Origin of the sequence: Burkholderia ambifaria AMMD (assembly GCF_000203915.1) — a bacterium.
GTDB lineage: Bacteria > Pseudomonadota > Gammaproteobacteria > Burkholderiales > Burkholderiaceae > Burkholderia > Burkholderia ambifaria.
This window is the reverse complement of record NC_008390.1, coordinates 3,160,222-3,178,236: the sequence shown is the minus strand read 5'-3', so window position 1 is coordinate 3,178,236 and position 18,015 is coordinate 3,160,222. Positions and strand designations below refer to the sequence as shown.

Here is an 18,015-nt window from a genome sequence, read left to right as displayed (position 1 = left end):
GACTGAATGGACGGGAATCCGTTTCTGAAGATACAGGGCCTGGGCCGGGCGCTGATGCTGCCGATCGCGGTGTTGCCGGTCGCCGGCATCCTGCTGCGGCTCGGGCAGCCGGATGTGTTCAACATCAAGATGATCGCCGACGCCGGCGGCGCGATCTTCGACAACCTGCCGCTTCTGTTCGCGATCGGCGTGGCGGTCGGTTTCGCGAAGGACAACAACGGCGTGGCGGCACTCGCGGGCGCGATCGGCTACCTGATCGAAACCGCGATCATGAAGGACATCGATCCCAAGCTGAACATGGGCGTGCTGTCCGGGATCATCGCGGGCGTGGTCGCGGGGCTGCTGTACAACCGCTACAAGGACATCAAGCTGCCGGACTACCTCGCGTTCTTCGGCGGCAAGCGGTTCGTGCCGATCATCACGGGGCTGGTGTGCGTGATACTCGGCATCGTGTTCGGATACGTGTGGCAGCCGGTCCAGCACGCGATCGACGCGGCCGGCCAGTGGCTCACGACGGCGGGCGCGATCGGCGCGTTCGTGTTCGGCTTCCTGAACCGCCTGCTGCTCGTCACGGGCCTGCACCACATCATCAACTCGCTCGCGTGGTTCGTGTTCGGCAACTTCACGCCGCCGGCCGGCGGCGAGATCGTGCACGGCGACCTGCACCGCTTCTTCGCGGGCGATCCGACCGCGGGCACCTTCATGGCCGGCTTCTTCCCGATCATGATGTTCGGCCTGCCGGCCGCGTGTCTCGCGATGCTGCACGAAGCGCCGAAGGAGCGCCGCGCGATGGTCGGCGGCCTGCTGTTCTCGATGGCGCTCACGTCGTTCCTGACCGGCGTGACCGAGCCGATCGAGTTCAGCTTCATGTTTCTCGCGCCGGTGCTGTACGTGATCCACGCGGTGCTCACCGGGCTGTCGCTCGCGATCTGCCAGCTGCTCGGCGTGAAGCTCGGCTTCACGTTCTCGGCCGGCGCGATCGACTACGTGCTGAACTACGGGCTGTCGACGAAGGGCTGGATCGCGATTCCGCTCGGCATCGCGTACGGTGTCGCGTACTACGGGCTGTTCCGCTTCTTCATCCGCAAGTTCAACATGGCGACGCCGGGCCGCGAGCCGGCCTCGGCCGATGCGGCGACCGAGTCGTTCGCGTCGGGCGGTTTCGTCGCGCCGGCTGCCGGTGCCGCGGCGGCCGCGCCGCGTGCGCTGCGTTACATCGCCGCGCTTGGCGGGGCAGGCAATCTGACGGTCGTCGACGCATGCACGACGCGCCTGCGCCTGAGCGTCGTCGACCCGGAGAAGGTGTCGGAGCCTGAGCTGAAGTCGATCGGCGCGCGCGGCGTGCTCAAGCGCGGCGGCAACAGCGTGCAGGTGATCATCGGGCCGGAGGCCGACATCATTGCCGACGAGATGCGTTCGGCGATCGGCAGCGGCGCAAGCGGCGCCGCGGCGCCGGCCACGGCCGCGCAGCCGGTCACGGGCGCGGCGGCCGGCCCGCTCGATCCCGATCCGCTGCGCTGGCTCGCGGTGTTCGGCGGCGCGACCAACGTCGCGACGCTCGACGCGATCGCGACCACGCGCCTGCGTGTCGTCGTGCGCGACGCATCGGCGGTCGATCGCGAGCGCCTCGGTGCACTCGATGTCGCATGGGTGTCGCCGGATACGTTCCACATCGTCTGCGGCAACGCGGCGGCACGCTACGCCGAACAGCTCGGCGCACGGCTGCCGTCGACGGGCGGCGGCGCGGCCGCGCAACCGGCCTGATGCGCTGAGGGCGGCCCGCTCCGCCGGGTCGCAGGGCAGCAAAACGAAAACGGCTTGCGATGCGTCGCAAGCCGTTTTTCATTGGCGGGAGCGTATGCGCGATGCGTTCATCTGCATCGCGCATCACTCAGACGGTCAGTCGCTCAGCGGTCAGTCGCTCAGCCGCTCAGCCGCTCAGCCGCTCAGCCGGTCAGCCGCTCAGCCGCTCAGCGGTCGGCGGTCGGCGGTCAGCGGTCAGCGGTCGGCGGTCAGCGGTCGGCGGTCAGCCGGTCAGCCGGTCAGCCGCTCGACCGCACAGCCGCTCTACCATTCACGGATTCATCAGCGTGAAGGTCGGCTTCCGATAGCCAATGCCGGCACGGTCGAGCTTCGGCAATTCGCGCTGCGTGACCAGCGTCGCGAAACCGGCCCAGTCGCGCTGCAGCGCGGCCGTGTCGACGCGGTGCGTGTCGCCGCGCTTGTAGCGCACGCCGGCCGTGTACGGCAGCTCCCAGTCGGCGCGGTGCCACGCGCGTTCGGCGAGCGCGAGCAGGCGCGGATACACCATGTACTCGAGGAACGTGTCGTTGCGCATCACCTCGCCCCAGGCCTGCCCCTGAATACCTTCGATGCGCGGCGCGGGGCCCGTGCCGGTCACCTCGAACGCGTTGCCGTCGCGATCGCCCATCACTTCGGCGTTCTGCGGCAGGTTCTCCGGCGCGAGCGAGAACACCTTGTACTCGTCGGTTGCCTGCGAGCCCCAGTAATAGCCGCGCTCGCGCGGGTTCAGCGTGTACGGGAAGTCGAAGTACAGGTAATCGGGCAGCGCCAGCACCGTCTGGTAGCCCTTGCCGCTCAGGTCGCGCGCGCTGTCCGACGCGCCCCAGAAGATCGTGTCCCACAGCGACACCATCACATGCCGCGTGCTGAAGTCCTGCGGCCCGTTCGCGTGCTTGATGCCGTCCTGCCACGCGGCCATCGTGCCGATCCCGTTCGCGTCGACCGCTGCGCTCACCTGTTTCGCGAAGCGCGTCGGCAGCTCGTCGATCGACTTGATCTCGCCGCGCTGGAGCAGCGCCGTGCACGCGGGCGAGCGCGCCCACGGCTTGTCCTGCGCGGCGAGGTCGATGCGCCCCTTGTTCGGATCGGTGCCGTTCAACGGCTGGAAGCCGCCGCCGAGCAGGATGTTCTTCGCTTCGTCGCCGCCGTAGTGCCAGATGCGCAGCGGCGCCTGCGCGTCCGCATGCATCGCCGCGATCTCGCGGATTACCTTCGACGCGAAGTTGAGCGCGCCCGGCACGCACGGGTTCAGGTCGCTGCGCCGGTCGTAGAACTGCACCGTCGTCAGGTTCGACGTGTCCTGCGGATCGAGCAGCCGATACGCGTTCGCGTCCTGGTCGCGGCCGGCCGCATGCAGCCGGCGGTAGCGCGCCTCCATCGACACCACGGCCGCGCGCGCGTGCGCGGGCATGTCGATTTCGGGAATCACGTCGATGAAGCGGTCGGCCGCATAGCGCACGAGCGCGACGTAGTCGGCGCGCGTCAGGTAGCCGCCGCCCGAGCGATTGTCGGGGCCGGAGCCGAGTTGCGGCAGCAGGCAGCGCGTCTCGCTCGGGTCGTGGCAGCGGCGCGCGCCGATGTCGGTCAGCTCGGGCAGGCCGGGAATCTCGATGCGCCAGCCTTCGTCGTCGGACAGGTGCAGGTGCAGGCGATTGAGCTTGTATGCACTCATCTGGTCGATCAGGCGGCGCAGCGTCGCCGGCTGCTTGAAGTTGCGCGCGAGATCGACGTGCATCCCGCGATGCGTGAAGCGCGGCGCATCCTCGATGAGCAGCGCCGGGATCGTGCCGCCGCCGGCCGGCGCGAGCGAGAACAGCGTCTGCACGCCATAGTAGAGGCCGGCGCGATCGTAGCCTTCGATGAGGACGCCGCGCGGCCCGATCGCGAGCCGGTAGCCGCCCGGCGTCGCGATGTCGGCCGGCAGCCGGCGCGGTGCGACCGCGCCGAGCACCGGCACGCGTGCGCCGTCGAGACCGAGCGTCGTCGCGCGCTCGCGCAGCGCCGCGACCTGCGCGTCGGGCAGGCCGGCCAGCAAGAGCTCGACGCCGCGTAGATCGAGCGCGCCGGGCAGCGGCTGCTCGCGCTTCACGCTCGGCAGTGCGCGGCTCGCGTCGGGCCGCGCGGCGACGGCCGGCGCGTTGCCCGTCGAGTTGTTCTGCGCGTCGGCCGGCAGCGATTCGACGTAGCGAAGCTCGTTGTCGGTGTCGTTGTAGCGGAGCACCGCAGGCGATGCGCCGTCGACGACGACGTACGGCCGCGGAATCACGTCGCTGTAGCGCCGCACCCAGTATTCGGCGACGAACGGCAGCTCGATGCGTTCGCCGGGCGCGAGCCGTACCGATCCCGGCTGCGGTGTCAGCTCGTACAGGTCGCCGGTGAGCCGGCGCAGCGCGAAGCCCGGATGATCGATGCGCAGCAGGCGGCGGATGCTGTGCAGGTAGAGCTTCCAGCCGCCGTCGGCGATCGGCTGGTGGCCGCGGTTTTGCAGAAACAGGCGGCCCGTCGCGCAGGCCGCGCCGTCGGCGCCGAGGTCCGCACACGGCACGCCGGCCGCGGCCGCGTGGTTGTTGTCCACGGACACGCGCAACGCGAGGCCGTTCGACAGCAATGCCGCGAGATCGGCCGGCTGCATGGCCGCCCGGGCGGTGCCGGCGATCGCGCCGGCGGCGGTTTGCACCGGCGCGGCGCAGGTCGCGGCCGGCAACAGCGCCGCGATCAGCAAGCCGGTCAGCAGGGAGGGCAACGTGCTCTTCATTCGAACTCCTGAGAAAAAAGGGGGGGCGTCGCGGCGTCGTGGGACGACGTCGCCGCGGTCGGGTCTTTCAACGGAGCTGCGGGGACACCAGCGCCCGGCGCGAGGCGGTCGCGCCGGACGTATTCGGCACGCGGGTCGCGTGCGTTACGGAACGGGAGGCGGGCACGCGTGCCGATCCGATCGGCGAGGGCACGTCGGCGCGTTCATCGGGAAGGGGCGGCAGAGGAGGCGGCGTGGATGCGCACGTCGCCGACGGTATCGAGGTGGTCGTGCGCGACGGCAACGGCGAGCGCCGTCACCCGGCAAGCAGCTGCCGCACGCAAGCGGCGACGCGACGCGCACGCGCGCGCCCCACACGGGATTCGCATGTCTCCCCCACTCAAATGGATTCGGCCTATTGGCGGCCGCGTCCAACGATCATATGAAACCTTTTATTGGTATTCAAGTGGTATCAATCTGGCGCTAAATTGGGATCGACCGGCCGCGCGCGCCTTCGCTGCCCGGACGAAAAAAAACCTCGCATGAAGCGAGGTTCATTCCGGACGCAACGGCGGCGCGGCGCAGCGAGGTGCGTCGCCGCCGCCGCGCACGCGTCAGTCGCGGCGTGCGCGCACCGGCGCTTCCTGCGGCTTCTGCCGCGCTTCGAGCCACATCGCGTTGACGATGCCGAACGACAGCGCGACGCCGATACCGAGAATCCAGCTGAAATACCACATGATCCGACTCCTTGCGAAACGGTGGGCGAGGGCGCGTGCGCACCCCCGGCCGGGTTCAATACATCGAGTGTTCGTTCTCTTCGAGCGTCTGGCGCGTGACCTTGCCGCGCATCACGCGATAGACCCAGCTCGTGTAGAGCAGGACGATCGGCAGGAACACGATCACCGCGAACAACATCACCTGCAGCGTCATGTGGCTCGACGTCGAATCCCACACGGTCAGGCTGCTGCGCGGGTCGAGCGACGACGGCATGATGAACGGGAACATCGAGAAGCCCGCGGTCAGGATCACGCCGGTGATCATCAGGCCGGTGCAGAAGAACGCCGTCTTTTCCTGTCGGGAGCCGGCGAGCAGCAGCGCGAGCAGGCCGCCCGCGATCCCGACCAGCGGCGCCGCCATCATCCACGGATACTCGCCGTAGTTCGCCAGCCACAGGCCGGAGCCGGCGGCGACATCCTTCAGCAGCGGGTTCGCGACCGTGTCGTTCGGCGCGGCGTGCGTGATGTGGAAGCCGCCGATCGTCGATGCGACCAGCACGCCGGCCAGCACGAACAGCACGACCGCCAGGAGCGCCGACACGCGCAGCGCGATCGACGCGCGGCGCGCGATCACGCCGTCGGTCTTCATCTTGATGAACGCGGCGCCGTGCGCGACGAGCATCGTGAGGCTGACGAGCCCGCAGAGCAGCGCGAACGGGTTCAGCAGCGCCCAGAAGCCGCCGTAGTAGGTCACGCGCAGGTCGCTGTCGAACTTGAACGGCACGCCCTGCAGCAGGTTGCCGAACGCGACGCCGAACACCAGCGCCGGCACGAAGCCGCCGACGAACAGGCCCCAGTCCCAGCCCGCGCGCCAGCGCGGGTCGGGCCGCTTGCTGCGATAGTCGAAGCCGACCGGCCGGAAGAACAGCGCGAACAGCACGAGCAGCATCGCGAAGTAGAAGCCGGAGAACGACGCGGCGTAGACGAGCGGCCACGCGGCGAACATCGCGCCGCCGGCCGTGATCAGCCACACCTGGTTGCCTTCCCACGTCGCGCCGACCGTGTTGACGATGATGCGGCGCTCGTCGTCGGTCTTGCCGAGGAACGGCAGCAGCGCGGTCGCGCCCATGTCGAAGCCGTCGGTGACGGCGAAGCCGATCAGCAGCACGCCGACGAGCAGCCACCAGATCAGCTTGAGAGTTGCATAGTCCATAGCGATTCCTTGTTCCGTTGCGGGCGCGTGCTCAAACCGTGGCACGCTCGCCGGCGGCGATTTCGTGGTGATAGCGGCCGGTATGCAGCGACGACGGGCCGAGGCGCGCGTACTTGAACATCAGCTTGATCTCGATGACGAACAGCGCGGTGTAGAACAGGATGAAGCCGGCGAGACTCAGGTACAGGTCGCTCGGCTGCAGGCTCGACGCGGACAGATGCGTCGGCAGCACGCCGGCGATCGTCCACGGCTGGCGGCCGAGCTCGGCGACGATCCAGCCGAATTCGATCGCGATCCACGGCAGCGGAATCGCCCACACCGCGTAGCGGAGGAACCAGCGGCGGTTGTCCTGCAGCAGCTCGCGGCGCGCGCAGAACCAGAACGCGGCAACGAACGTCGCGACGAACAGGAAGCCCAGGGCCACCATGATCCGGAACGAGAAGAACACGGGCGCGACCGGCGGGATCGTCTTCTTCGCGGCGGCCTTGATCTGCTCGGGCGTCGCGTCCGTCACGTTCGGCGTGAACTGCTTGAGCATCAGCCCGTAGCCGAGATACTGCTTGTGCTCGTCGAACAACGCGCGGGTCGCGTCGCTCGTGTCGCCCTGCTTGATCTTCTGCAGCGCGCCGTACGCGAGCATCCCGCTCTGGATGTGCTCCTCGCTGCGCTTCGCGAGCTCGCGCAGGCCGATCACCGGTTCGTCGATCGAGCGCGTCGCGATCAGGCCGAGCGCGTACGGGATCTTGATCGCATAGTCGGTGCGCTGCTCTGCTTGATTGGGGATGCCGATCAGCGTGAACGACGCGGGCGCCGGCTGCGTTTCCCATTCGGATTCGATCGCGGCGAGCTTCATCTTCTGCACTTCGCCGGTCGTATAGCCCGATTCGTCGCCGAGCACGATCACGCAGAGCGTCGCCGCGAGGCCGAAGCCGGCCGCGACCGCGAACGAGCGCAGCGCGAAGTCGACGTCGCGCTTCTTCAGCAGGTACCACGACGACACGCCGAGCACGAACATCGCCGCCGACACATAGCCGGCCGACACGGTGTGAACGAACTTCACCTGCGCGACCGGGTTGAACAGCACGTCGAACAGGCTCGTCATCTCCATGCGCATCGTCTGGTAGTTGAACGCCGCGCCGACTGGATTGTTCATCCAGCCGTTCGCGACGAGAATCCACAGCGCGGACAGGTTCGAGCCCAGCGCGACGAGGAACGTGACCATCAGGTGCTTGACCTTCGACAGGCGGTTCCAGCCGAAGAAGAACAGGCCGACGAACGTCGATTCGAGGAAGAACGCCATCAGGCCTTCCACCGCGAGCGGCACGCCGAAGATGTCGCCGACGTAGTGCGAGTAGTACGACCAGTTCGTGCCGAACTGAAATTCGAGCGTGATGCCGGTCGTCACGCCCATCGCGAAGTTGATCCCGAACAGCTTGCCCCAGAACTGGGTCATGTCCTTGTAGACCTGCTTGCCCGTCATCACGTAGACGGCTTCCATGATGACGAGCAGCCAGGACAGGCCGAGCGTCAGCGGCACGAACAGGAAGTGGTAGAGCGCCGTGATGCCGAACTGTAGACGTGACAGATCGACGACTTCGCTACTTATCATGGTGGTCTCCCTCGGTAGATGCAGGAGCCGGCACCGAGAGCAGCTTCTCGGCGACGACGGCAGGCGGCAGTGACATGTGCTCGGCCTGCGGATGATTGAAGAATGCGTATTTGAGCGACATCAGGAGGATCAGCTTGACGATCAGCACCAGCGTGATGTCGCGCATGAGGGTTGGGCCGCGCGCCCACCCGGTGATGCGCGCGCGCCAGCCGACCGTGCCGGCGGCCTGCGGGGGAGGCGGCGCAGGCTCTTTGTTGATCGAGATCAAGGCGATTATCCTGAATCGATTTACGTGGGTTTTGGGGCGACTTTACGTCGGATTTATGACGGCACTTAAGCTGTTTTAATCCTTTTAAGCCGACATGCCAATTTTAAAACGCCGGCTTTCCGCTGCCGAGTGCCGCGCTGCGGCAGACCGTCGCGAATCGCGGGTCAAAACTTGAGGTAGATCAACGGTATGCGGAAGGGGCGGGAAACCGGCCGATAGCCGGTCAATAACGTCGATCAATTAGCGCGGCGACGCGCGAAACGACAGACAAACGACAGACGAAAAAAAACCGCTGCCAGTCGGGCAGCGGTTTTGGGTGAAGCGTGCTGAATCGCGGATTTATGCGTATTCGGCGAGGGCGGTGCGCATCTTCTTCATGGCGCTCGCTTCGATCTGGCGGATGCGTTCCGCCGACACGCCGAATTCGGCCGCGAGATCGTGCAGCGTCGAGCCGCCCGAGCCGTCGTCGTCGACGTTCAGCCAGCGCGCCTCGATGATCCGGCGGCTGCGTGCGTCGAGCGCCTCGAGCGCCTGCGCGATGCCGTCCGTCTGCAGCATGTCGCGCTGACGCGCGGCAAGCACGGCGCTCGGCTCGTTGTGCGAATCGGCCAGGTAGGCGATCGGCGCATACGACTCCTCGCCGTCATCAACTTGCCCCTCGAGCGCGATGTCGCCGCCCGACAGGCGCGTTTCCATTTCGGTGACGTCTTCGCGCTTGACGTTGAGCTCCTGCGCGAGGCCGTCGATTTCCTCGGGCGTCATCGCCTGCATGCTCTTCTTGTGGCTGCGCAGGTTGAAGAACAGCTTGCGCTGCGCCTTCGTCGTCGCGACCTTCACCATCCGCCAGTTGCGCAGGATGTACTCGTGGATCTCGGCCTTGATCCAGTGGATCGCGTACGACACCAGGCGCACGTTTTGCGTCGGGTCGAAACGCTTCACCGCCTTCATCAGGCCGATGTTGCCTTCCTGGATCAGGTCGCCGTGCGGCAGGCCGTAGCCGAGATAGTTGCGCGCGATCGACACGACGAGCCGCAGGTGCGACAGCACGAGGCGGCGGGCCGAGTCGAGGTTGTTGTCTTCGCGGAATTCGGTCGCATAGCGGCGTTCTTCCTCGGCGGTCAGCAGCGGGATCCGGTTGACGGCCTGGATATACGCGTCGATGTTGCCAAGCTGGCCCGGCAACATCGATTGAGTTGCGAGCGCCAGCGAGCCTGCCGATTCGGCCTTGGCCGGCGTCGGGCTCAGGGTGTTCGGAAGGGTCAGGGCGTGGCTCACTAAAAAACTCCTTTGGAATCAGGGACAAACCCCTGGTCTCGGATGAGATTCCGGGGCCCATCTTAGCACTCCCGGAATCCGAGTGCTAATCCTTAGAGGGCGCGTGGGCATCCGAGTTCCCGGTTTTTCTATCGAACTTGTCGAGTCGATAGTCTAATTTGCGACCGGGGTTGCGAGGGGAAGTTCCGTAAACCGTTGTTTCTGATGGTAATCAGTAGACGTTTTCGATTTTTGTAGTTTTGGAAGCAAACAATTTCGCTTCGTGATGCCGATCCGAAAAGTCCTTTACCATACCATTCAGTTCGCTCGGGCCGGCCGCTGCGGCAAGGCTCCATTCAACCCGCAAAGTTGGAGTGTCAGATGAACAATAAGAAGAATCGCCGGTCCCCTCGCCGGCTTGCGCTGGATGCGCTGCTGGCGGCATCGCTGCTAGGCGGATCGGGGGCCGCATTCGCGGACCGGTGGGGGATCCAGGCGGGCGGCGGTTTTTCCGATCGCCACGGGATCGACAAGGCCGATCTCGCGGTGGTGTGGGATCCCGGCTGGAACTGGTGGGAAATCGGCGGCTGGCACTTCACGTTCGTGATGGAAGGCCACGCCGGCTACTGGCATACGGGCGGCAACGTTCACGCCAATATCGGGGAGTTCGGCGCGACGCCGATGTTCCGTTTCATCAAGAGCGCGGGCCAGGTTCGCCCGTTCATCGAGGCCGGCGCCGGCATCCGCTTCCTCACGCACCCGACGATCTCGAACGATCTGTCGTTGTCGACCTCCTTCCAGTTCGCGGATGTGGTCGGCGTCGGCGCGCAGTTCGGAGAACGCCAACAGTATCAGCTCGGTTACCGTTTTCAACATGTGTCTAACGCGGGTATCAAAGAGCCGAATCCTGGTATAAATTTCCACCAGTTCTACGTGCAGTACAACTTCTGATCCGCACGCCCGCGCACGGCGGGCGCGTTGCCGAGGAGTCAGGCGATGACGAAGGTGGTCGATGCGATTCGCGCACTCGAGCGCGATCGGTTCCGGGCGATGGTCGACGGGGACGGCGAGGCGCTTGACGCGCAATTGTCGGACAAGGTGTTCTTCGTGCACACCAACGGCAAACGCGAAACCAAGCAGCAGTTCATCGACGCAATCGTCGCCGGCCGCCGCCGCTATCGCCAGATCGAAATCCAGTCGCAGGACCTGCTGACCCTCGGCGACGCCACCTGCGTCGTCACCGGGCGCGCGCTGATCGAGATGGAAACGAACAACGGCGGGCTGGTGTTTCCGATCGCCTATACGGCCGTCCACACCCACGAGCAGGGCCACTGGCGCCTGCTGGCGTGGCAGGCGACGCGGTGCGCGACCGAGACATGAGCGCGCGTGGCGCTCTTTTTCATGTCCCCACCGAAGCGGCCTCCTGGGCCGCTTTTTGCTGGCCCGTGCGGCGCGGATCGCGCGGCGCACGGGCGGTCACGCACCGCTCCCTGACGTTCGAACCCTGAAGTGAAACCCGGTGCTCAGGCCGCCGCGCGTCGGTCGGCGCAATGCCAGGCCGAACGGTTGATCGCGCTGACGACCGCGTCGAGCGCGGCGCTCGCCGCATCGGCGTGCACGCCGACGCCATGCCGCAGCGGCGCATCGCCGATCCGGCAGCCGACCGATACCGCGATCCTGCCGTCCGTCGTGCGCGCGTGTTCGCACGACGCGACGTCGATCGTCGCGCCGGCCGCCGTCGCGAAGGCCGCGGCCATCCGTCGCACGGCATCTTCGGGCGTCGCGTCGGCCGGCGGCGCAGCCGCGATGTCGCGATTCTGCCAGCGCGCGGCGTCGCCGTGGCGTGCGGCCGGGCCGGCGGTTTCGAAGAACTCGCGGGCGAACAGCGCGCAGATCGCATCGCCGGTCACTTCCTCGCCGGACGCGTCGGCGAGCGTCTGCACCGCGTGGCTGAATTCGATCTGCACGCGGCGCGTCGGCGTGAAGCCCATCCCGCGTTCGAGCAGGAACGTCGCGCCGCCCTTGCCGGACTGGCTGTTCACGCGGATCACCGCGTCATAGCTGCGGCCGAGATCGGCCGGGTCGATCGGCAGATACGGCACTTCCCACACCGCGTCGGGCCGCTGCTGCGCGAAACCCTTGCGGATCGCGTCCTGGTGCGAGCCGGAGAACGCGGTGAACACGAGGTCGCCCGCGTACGGATGGCGCGGATGCACCGGAATCTGGTTGCAGCGCTCGACCACGCGGCGCACCGCGTCGATGTCGGAGAAATCGAGGCCCGGGTCGATGCCCTGCGTATAGAGGTTCAGTGCGAGCGTGACGAGATCGACGTTGCCGGTGCGCTCGCCGTTGCCGAACAGGCAGCCCTCGATGCGGTCGGCGCCCGCGAGCAGCGCGAGTTCGGCGGCCGCGACCGCGGTGCCGCGATCGTTGTGCGGATGCACGGACAGCACGATGCTGTCGCGATACGCGAGATTGCGGTCCATCCACTCGATCTGGTCGGCGAACACGTTCGGGCTCGCGGCTTCGACGGTCGCCGGCAGGTTGACGATCATCTTGTGATCGCGGGTCGGCCGCCATGCCTGCGCGACCGCGTCGCACACTTCGCGCGCGAACGTCAGTTCGGTCATGCTGAAGGTTTCCGGCGAGTACTGATAGGTCCAGTGCGTGTCCGGACGGGCCGCCGCATGTTCCTTGATAAGCCGCGTGCCGTCGACCGCGAGTGCCTTCACGTCGTCCTTCGACATCCCGAACACGATGCGGCGGAACGACGGGCAGATCGCGTTGTACAGGTGCACGATCGCGCGCGGCACGCCTTCGAGCGCGTCGAAGGTGCGTGCGATCAGGTCTTCGCGCGACTGCACGAGCACTTCGATCGTCACGTCGTCGGGGATGCGCTTGTCGTCGATCAGCTTGCGCACGAAATCGAAGTCGGTTTGCGACGCCGACGGAAAACCGACTTCGATCTCCTTGAAACCGATCGCAACCAGCATGTCGAAGAACTCCAGCTTCTGCTCGATGCTCATCGGCTCGATCAGCGACTGGTTGCCGTCGCGCAGATCGGTGCTCATCCAGACCGGCGCACGCTCGATGGTGCGGGTCGGCCAGCGGCGGCCATTGAGGCGGACGGGTTCGAACGGACGGTACTTGTCTTGCGGGTTGCGCTTCATCTTCGGGACCTCGGGTCTCAAGTCGCGAGCGAAGACGGGCGGCAGGAGCGACGGTTGGCGCTGCCTCGCACCGTGGCGCGGGAAACGCGCCGCGGATGCGGATGATCTTCGCGAATCGACCGACGGATAGACGGACGAATGCTGACGACTTCGGGTTGTAAAAACTGCGAGAAGGGTGCTGCGAGGAACTGCTGGAGGGACCGTGCGGACAGCACACGGCGCTACGAGAGCCTTAGGCTAGTCGTAGCGATAGCGACCGCGCTAGGCGGCCGGAGGTAATTCGGAGGGTGTTCGGAAAGGAACGCATGGCGACAACTCTATGCCAGGATGCGTGCGCGTGTCAAATGGTCGGTTCAAAGGTCGGCGCGAAAGGGCCGACCCGGGGGCCGTTCACGGTGCGGTCCGGACGATCCCCACGATCGTCGCGACCTGCCGCGCAAGCGCGTCGGGCACGGGGATCTCGCCGCGCAGCACGGCGTCCGTCCAGGCAGCTGTCGTCTCCGCGTCGCGCGATTCGGGCAGTGTGACAGGCGGCGCGTCGGTCGACGAGCGCTCGGCCTCGATCAGCGTGTCGCACACGCCGTCGTGCAGCCAGTCGACCTGCACCTGGCGCCGCGTGTCGGCCGCCGCTTCGCCTTCGGTGCCGCGCGCGAGCAGCGCACCGCCGAGCGCGGCGTCCGGATGATCGCGGAACAGTTGCGCGAGGCTCTCGCGGTACGGCGGATGCGTGTAGTTGACGAGCCGCAGCCCGGCCGGCGCGAACGGCTGCAGGATCTTCACCAGCGTGTGCGTGGAGTTGCGCACGCCGAGCACGCGGCGCATCGACAGCAGGTGCGCGATGCGCGGTGCCAGCGCTTCGGTCGGCGCGAACGCGACGCGGCGCTCGGCGAGCGTGTCCTCGATCGCGTCGTGCGACGTCGACGGCGCGATCGACAGCGCCGAGAAGATCTCCGCGCTCGTCACGCGGCCCGGATCGCGCTCGACGCCGTGCACGAGCACCGGCACGCCTTCGCGCGCGAGCAGCAGCGCGAGCAGCGGCACCAGGTTCGGCTGCTTGCGCGCGCCGTTGTAGCTCGGAATCGACACCGGGCGGAACGCGGCATCCTGCACGTGCACGGGTTCGAACGACGCCTGCGCGGCGGCGAGCATCGCGGCCAGCTCGTCGGCGCTTTCACCCTTCAGGCGATAGGCGATCAGGATCGCGCCGAGCTCGACGTCCGACACGCGGCCGTCGAGCATCGCGCGATAGAGCTCGAACGTGTCTTCGGCGGACAGCGCGCGTGCGCCGTTCGGGCCGCGGCCGATTTCCTTGATGAAGCGGGCGCAAGGGAACGGCGAGGCTGCGGAGTCGTGGGGAGCGGTCATCGGCGTGGGGCGGGCGGCCGGCATCGGGCCGCGCTATGAACGGTAAGGAATGCCCCGAGTATCGCATGGGCGCGGCGCGCCCAAGCGCGCGGCCGCGCGCGCCGGCACCGCGCGGCGCGCTAAACTCGGGATCCCGGCGGTGCCGTGCGCATCGCGTTGCCGGCCGAATACGACTACGAGAGACATCCCATGAAGCTCTACAGCTATTTCCGCAGTTCCGCGTCGTACCGCGTGCGAATCGCCCTGAACCTGAAGCAGCTGCCGTACGAAACGGTGCCCGTGCATATGCTGCGCGACGGCGGCGAGCAACTGAAGGACGCGTACCGCGCGGTGAATCCGGATGCCGTCGTGCCGACGCTGATTGACGGCGATGCCACGCTGCAGCAATCGCTCGCGATCATCGAATATCTCGAGGAAACGCATCCCGAACCCGCGCTGCTGCCGAAGCAGCCGGTCGACCGCGCGTATGTGCGGGCGATCGCGCTGCAGGTCGCGTGCGAGATCCATCCGCTGAACAACCTGCGCGTGCTGAAGTACCTGAAGCACACGCTGAAGGTGCCGGAGGAAGCGAAGAACGAATGGTACCGGCACTGGATCGAGGCGGGTTTCGCGTCGCTCGAGACGCGCCTCGCGAACGATCCGCGCACCGGCAAGCTTTGCTTCGGCGACACGCCGACGCTCGCCGATATCTGCATCGTGCCGCAGGTGTTCAACGCGAACCGTTTCTCGATCGACACGACGCGCTTCCCGACGATCCAGCGGGTGGCCGATTATGCGTCGACGCTCGACGCGTTCAAGGCCGCCGAGCCCGGCGTGCAGCCCGACGCCGAATGAACGCCGAGTGACACCGGGCGATGCCCCGGCCGCGGCCCCGGCTGGCGGTGGCCGGCGCGCATGAAAAAGGGCGCCCGAAGGCGCCCCGTGCGATGCGGGCCGGCGGCGTTCAGTCGAATAGCGCGTCCGCGAATTCCACGGCGTTGAACGGCTGCAGGTCCTCGACCTTCTCGCCGACGCCGATGAAGTAGACGGGCACCGGGCGCTGCCGCGCGATCGCCGCCAGAATCCCGCCCTTGGCGGTGCCGTCGAGCTTCGTGACGATCAGGCCCGTGAGGCCGAGCGCATCGTCGAAGGCCTTCACCTGCGTGAGCGCGTTCTGGCCGGTGTTCGCGTCGATCACGAGCAGCACCTCGTGCGGCGCGCCGTCGTGCGCCTTCGAGATCACGCGCTTCACCTTCTTCAGCTCTTCCATCAGGTGCAGCTGCGTCGGCAGGCGGCCGGCCGTGTCGGCCATCATCACGTCGATCTTGCGCGCGCGCGCGGCGCTGACCGCGTCGAAGATCACCGCGGCCGGATCGCCGCTTTCCTGCTGGACGACCGTCACGTTGTTGCGCTCGCCCCAGACCGCCAGCTGTTCGCGCGCGGCCGCGCGGAACGTGTCGCCCGCGGCCAGCAGCACCGATTGGTCGAAGCTCTGCAGATGCTTCGCGAGCTTGCCGATGCTGGTGGTCTTGCCCGCGCCGTTCACGCCCGTGATCATCATCACGAGCGGCTGCGCGCGGCCGAGCATCAGCGATTTCTCGAGCGGCTTCAGCAGTTCGACGAGCAGATCGTGCAGCGCGCTCTTCACCTGCTGCGGATCGGTCAGCCGGCCCGTTTTCACTTTCTCGCGCAGCGCACCGAGCAGGTACTCGGTCGCATCGACGCCGGCGTCGGACATCAGCAGCGCGGCTTCGAGTTCTTCGTACAGATCCTCGTCGATCTTCGTGTTGACGAACACGCCGGTGATGCTCGAACCCGTCTTCGCGAGCCCCGTTTTCAGGCGGGTGAGCCACGATTTCTTCGCGGAGGCGTCCTGCGTCGGCGGCGGCACGATCTCGACCGCTTCGACGACGTCGTCGCTGCCGTCGTTGGTCGGCGTGACCGTCATCACGACGGCCGGCGCGGCCGGTTGCGGTTGCGCGGGGGCTGGCGGGGCTTCGATCGCCTGACGGGCATCGGCGGCGGGCGCATCGGACGGCTCGTCCGGTTGCAGCGCGTCGGCCGATTGCGATTCCGTGGAGTCGGACTCCTGCGTTTTCTTGAATCGTTTGAAGAAGCTGAACATGGTCTGACGTCGGGAAGAGGGCGGGGCGCCGCGGGCTGGCGCGCGGCAGGGGCTGTCGGGCGTGCGCACGGCGGCCGAAACAGTGCATTTTATCAGTGCGGCGAGGCACTCGCGTCAGCCGGTGCCGCCGCTGTGGTAACGTGCGCCTGTTTGGCGGTGCGCCCCCGTGCGCACCCGGTCCCTCCGTCGTCGATATTCCGTATGTCCCGTTCCTCTTCCGGCCGCCCGGCGGCCCCCGCCAGCCGCGGCAAGCCGCACACGATCCGCATCATCGGCGGTGACTGGAAACGCACGCCGCTCGCCGTGCTCGATCTCGACGGCCTGCGGCCGACGCCCGATCGCGTGCGCGAGACGCTGTTCAACTGGCTCGGCCAGGATCTCGACGGCCGGCGCTGCCTCGACCTGTTCGCGGGCACCGGCGCGCTCGGGTTCGAGGCCGCGTCGCGCGGCGCAGCGAGCGTCGTGATGGTCGAGCGCCACCCGCGCGCGGCGCAGCAGCTGCGCGCGATCAAGGACAAGCTCGGCGCGCGCGCGGTCGAGGTCGCGGAAGCCGACGCGCTGCGGCTCGCGGCCGGGCTGACCCCCGGCGCGTTCGACGTCGTGTTCCTCGATCCGCCGTTCGGCGAGCCGGCCGTGCTCGAGCGCGTGATCGCGCTGGCGGCGCCGCTCGTCGCGCCGGACGGCCTGCTCTACGTCGAGACGGGGGCGGAGCTCGACCCGGCCGCGCACGAAGCGCTCGCCGGCTGGCAGGTGGTCAAGCACGGCAAGGCCGGTGCGGTTCACTACCATTTGCTGCAGCGCGAAAATGATGAATAATGCGCGTTCCATACGAGGCGGCGCGCCGGACAGGCGACGCGTGCCCATCTCGGCAGTGGCGTGCGCATCGCACGGCTGCCACCCCGTTTGCGTGATGACAGGAGGAGCGACATGGTAGTCGCCGTGTATCCCGGTACGTTCGATCCGCTGACGCGCGGGCACGAAGACCTCGTGCGGCGTGCGTCGAGCATTTTTGATACGCTGGTGGTCGGTGTGGCCGACAGCCGCGCGAAGAAGCCGTTCTTCTCGCTGGAAGAACGTCTGAAGATTGCGAACGAGGTGCTCGGCCATTATCCGAACGTGAAGGTGATGGGGTTCAAGGGCCTGTTGAAGGACTTTGTCCGCACCAACAACGCGCGCGTGATCGTGCGCGGCCTGCGTGCCGTGTCCGATTTCGAGTATGAGTTCCAGATGGCGGGGATGAACCGCTATCTGCTGCCTGACGTCGAGACGATGTTCATGACGCCGTCCGATCAATACCAGTTCATCTCGGGGACGATCGTGCGCGAAATCGCGCAGTTGGGCGGCGATGTCAGCAAATTCGTGTTCCCGTCCGTCGAGAAGTGGTTGACCGAGAAAGTCGCCGCGATGGGAGGCCCGGCCGCATGATGCGGCGCCGGCCGGTTTCATTGCGAAGCCGGCCGCTGGCCTGAAGAAGTGAGATCAGTATGTCCTTGATGATTACCGACGAGTGCATCAATTGCGACGTGTGCGAGCCAGAGTGCCCGAACGGCGCGATTTCGATGGGCCCGGATATCTACGTGATCGACCCGAACAAGTGCACCGAGTGCGTCGGCCATTTCGACGAACCGCAGTGCCAGCAGGTGTGTCCGGTCGAATGCATTCCGCGCGATCCGCAGCATGACGAATCGCACGCGCAGTTGATGGAGAAGTATCACGCGTTGACCGCCGCGAAGGGCGACGCCGCGCAGTGATCCAAGCGTGACCCCGCAGTGACTCCGT

At 67.0% G+C, this 18,015-nt stretch carries 16 protein-coding genes; 7 read left to right on the top strand and 9 right to left on the bottom strand.

Annotation, left to right across the window (positions count from 1 at the left end; translation table 11 throughout):
- Positions 1 to 6 precede the first annotated feature (6 nt).
- A complete protein-coding gene (gene nagE, locus BAMB_RS14555) occupies positions 7 to 1,764 on the top strand; it encodes an N-acetylglucosamine-specific PTS transporter subunit IIBC (RefSeq protein WP_011657987.1) in 1,758 nt (585 codons plus the stop codon).
- 310 nt (positions 1,765 to 2,074) lie between these two features.
- Here the strand turns inward: nagE and BAMB_RS14550 are convergent, their stop codons facing one another.
- The 6 genes from BAMB_RS14550 to rpoH form a co-directional block, all read right to left on the bottom strand.
- Positions 2,075 to 4,558: a family 20 glycosylhydrolase gene (locus tag BAMB_RS14550; protein ID WP_011657986.1), complete on the bottom strand. Its 2,484-nt coding sequence runs from the start codon at positions 4,556 to 4,558 to the stop codon at positions 2,075 to 2,077.
- 593 nt (positions 4,559 to 5,151) lie between these two features.
- Positions 5,152 to 5,274 (bottom strand): cytochrome bd-I oxidase subunit CydX, encoded by a 123-nt coding sequence (gene cydX / locus BAMB_RS33150; RefSeq protein ID WP_006483737.1) that lies wholly within the window; start codon positions 5,272 to 5,274, stop codon positions 5,152 to 5,154.
- Positions 5,275 to 5,329: 55 nt separating this feature from the next.
- A complete protein-coding gene (gene cydB, locus BAMB_RS14540) occupies positions 5,330 to 6,466 on the bottom strand; it encodes a cytochrome d ubiquinol oxidase subunit II (protein WP_006753297.1) in 1,137 nt (378 codons plus the stop codon).
- Between the two features lie 31 nt (positions 6,467 to 6,497).
- Positions 6,498 to 8,075 (bottom strand): cytochrome ubiquinol oxidase subunit I, encoded by a 1,578-nt coding sequence (locus tag BAMB_RS14535; RefSeq protein WP_011657985.1) that lies wholly within the window; start codon positions 8,073 to 8,075, stop codon positions 6,498 to 6,500.
- Entirely contained in the window at positions 8,065 to 8,343 is a 279-nt protein-coding gene (gene cydP, locus BAMB_RS14530) for a cytochrome oxidase putative small subunit CydP (protein WP_011657984.1), read from the bottom strand. The genes BAMB_RS14535 and cydP overlap by 11 nt, the downstream gene beginning before the upstream one ends.
- A 339-nt stretch (positions 8,344 to 8,682) precedes the next feature.
- On the bottom strand, positions 8,683 to 9,618 hold the full coding sequence (gene rpoH, locus BAMB_RS14525; RefSeq protein ID WP_006753294.1) for an RNA polymerase sigma factor RpoH: 936 nt from the start codon (positions 9,616 to 9,618) through the stop codon (positions 8,683 to 8,685).
- A gap of 360 nt (positions 9,619 to 9,978) precedes the next feature.
- On the opposite strand from rpoH, the gene BAMB_RS14520 reads away from it, so the two are divergent.
- Positions 9,979 to 10,548, top strand: a complete 570-nt coding sequence (locus tag BAMB_RS14520; RefSeq protein WP_011657983.1) for an acyloxyacyl hydrolase — start codon at positions 9,979 to 9,981, stop codon at positions 10,546 to 10,548.
- A gap of 45 nt (positions 10,549 to 10,593) precedes the next feature.
- Positions 10,594 to 10,977 (top strand): nuclear transport factor 2 family protein, encoded by a 384-nt coding sequence (locus tag BAMB_RS14515; RefSeq protein WP_011657982.1) that lies wholly within the window; start codon positions 10,594 to 10,596, stop codon positions 10,975 to 10,977.
- Positions 10,978 to 11,120: 143 nt separating this feature from the next.
- On the opposite strand, the gene leuA is transcribed toward BAMB_RS14515, so the two are convergent.
- A complete protein-coding gene (gene leuA, locus BAMB_RS14510; protein ID WP_011657981.1) occupies positions 11,121 to 12,767 on the bottom strand; it encodes a 2-isopropylmalate synthase in 1,647 nt (548 codons plus the stop codon).
- Between the two features lie 390 nt (positions 12,768 to 13,157).
- Positions 13,158 to 14,132 carry a DNA-binding protein YbiB gene (ybiB, locus tag BAMB_RS14505; protein WP_041491401.1) on the bottom strand — a complete coding sequence of 325 codons (975 nt, stop codon included), beginning with the start codon at positions 14,130 to 14,132 and terminating at the stop codon, positions 13,158 to 13,160.
- 189 nt (positions 14,133 to 14,321) lie between these two features.
- Between ybiB and maiA the strand changes: the two genes are divergently transcribed.
- Positions 14,322 to 14,966, top strand: coding sequence for a maleylacetoacetate isomerase (gene maiA / locus BAMB_RS14500; RefSeq protein WP_041491400.1), 645 nt, complete (start codon positions 14,322 to 14,324; stop codon positions 14,964 to 14,966).
- Between the two features lie 109 nt (positions 14,967 to 15,075).
- Here the strand turns inward: maiA and ftsY are convergent, their stop codons facing one another.
- Entirely contained in the window at positions 15,076 to 16,236 is a 1,161-nt protein-coding gene (gene ftsY, locus BAMB_RS14495; protein WP_011657978.1) for a signal recognition particle-docking protein FtsY, read from the bottom strand.
- A 201-nt stretch (positions 16,237 to 16,437) separates the two neighbouring features.
- Between ftsY and rsmD the strand changes: the two genes are divergently transcribed.
- The 3 genes from rsmD (at position 16,438) to BAMB_RS14480 (ending at position 17,987) form a co-directional block, all read left to right on the top strand.
- Positions 16,438 to 17,052 (top strand): 16S rRNA (guanine(966)-N(2))-methyltransferase RsmD, encoded by a 615-nt coding sequence (rsmD, locus tag BAMB_RS14490; protein ID WP_041491281.1) that lies wholly within the window; start codon positions 16,438 to 16,440, stop codon positions 17,050 to 17,052.
- A gap of 111 nt (positions 17,053 to 17,163) precedes the next feature.
- The gene (gene coaD / locus BAMB_RS14485; protein ID WP_006398238.1) at positions 17,164 to 17,661 is read left to right on the top strand and encodes a pantetheine-phosphate adenylyltransferase; all 498 of its coding nucleotides are present in this window, start codon (positions 17,164 to 17,166) and stop codon (positions 17,659 to 17,661) included.
- A 59-nt stretch (positions 17,662 to 17,720) separates the two neighbouring features.
- Complete coding sequence (locus BAMB_RS14480; RefSeq protein ID WP_011657976.1) at positions 17,721 to 17,987, top strand: YfhL family 4Fe-4S dicluster ferredoxin; 267 nt, start codon at positions 17,721 to 17,723, stop codon at positions 17,985 to 17,987.
- Positions 17,988 to 18,015 lie beyond the last annotated feature (28 nt).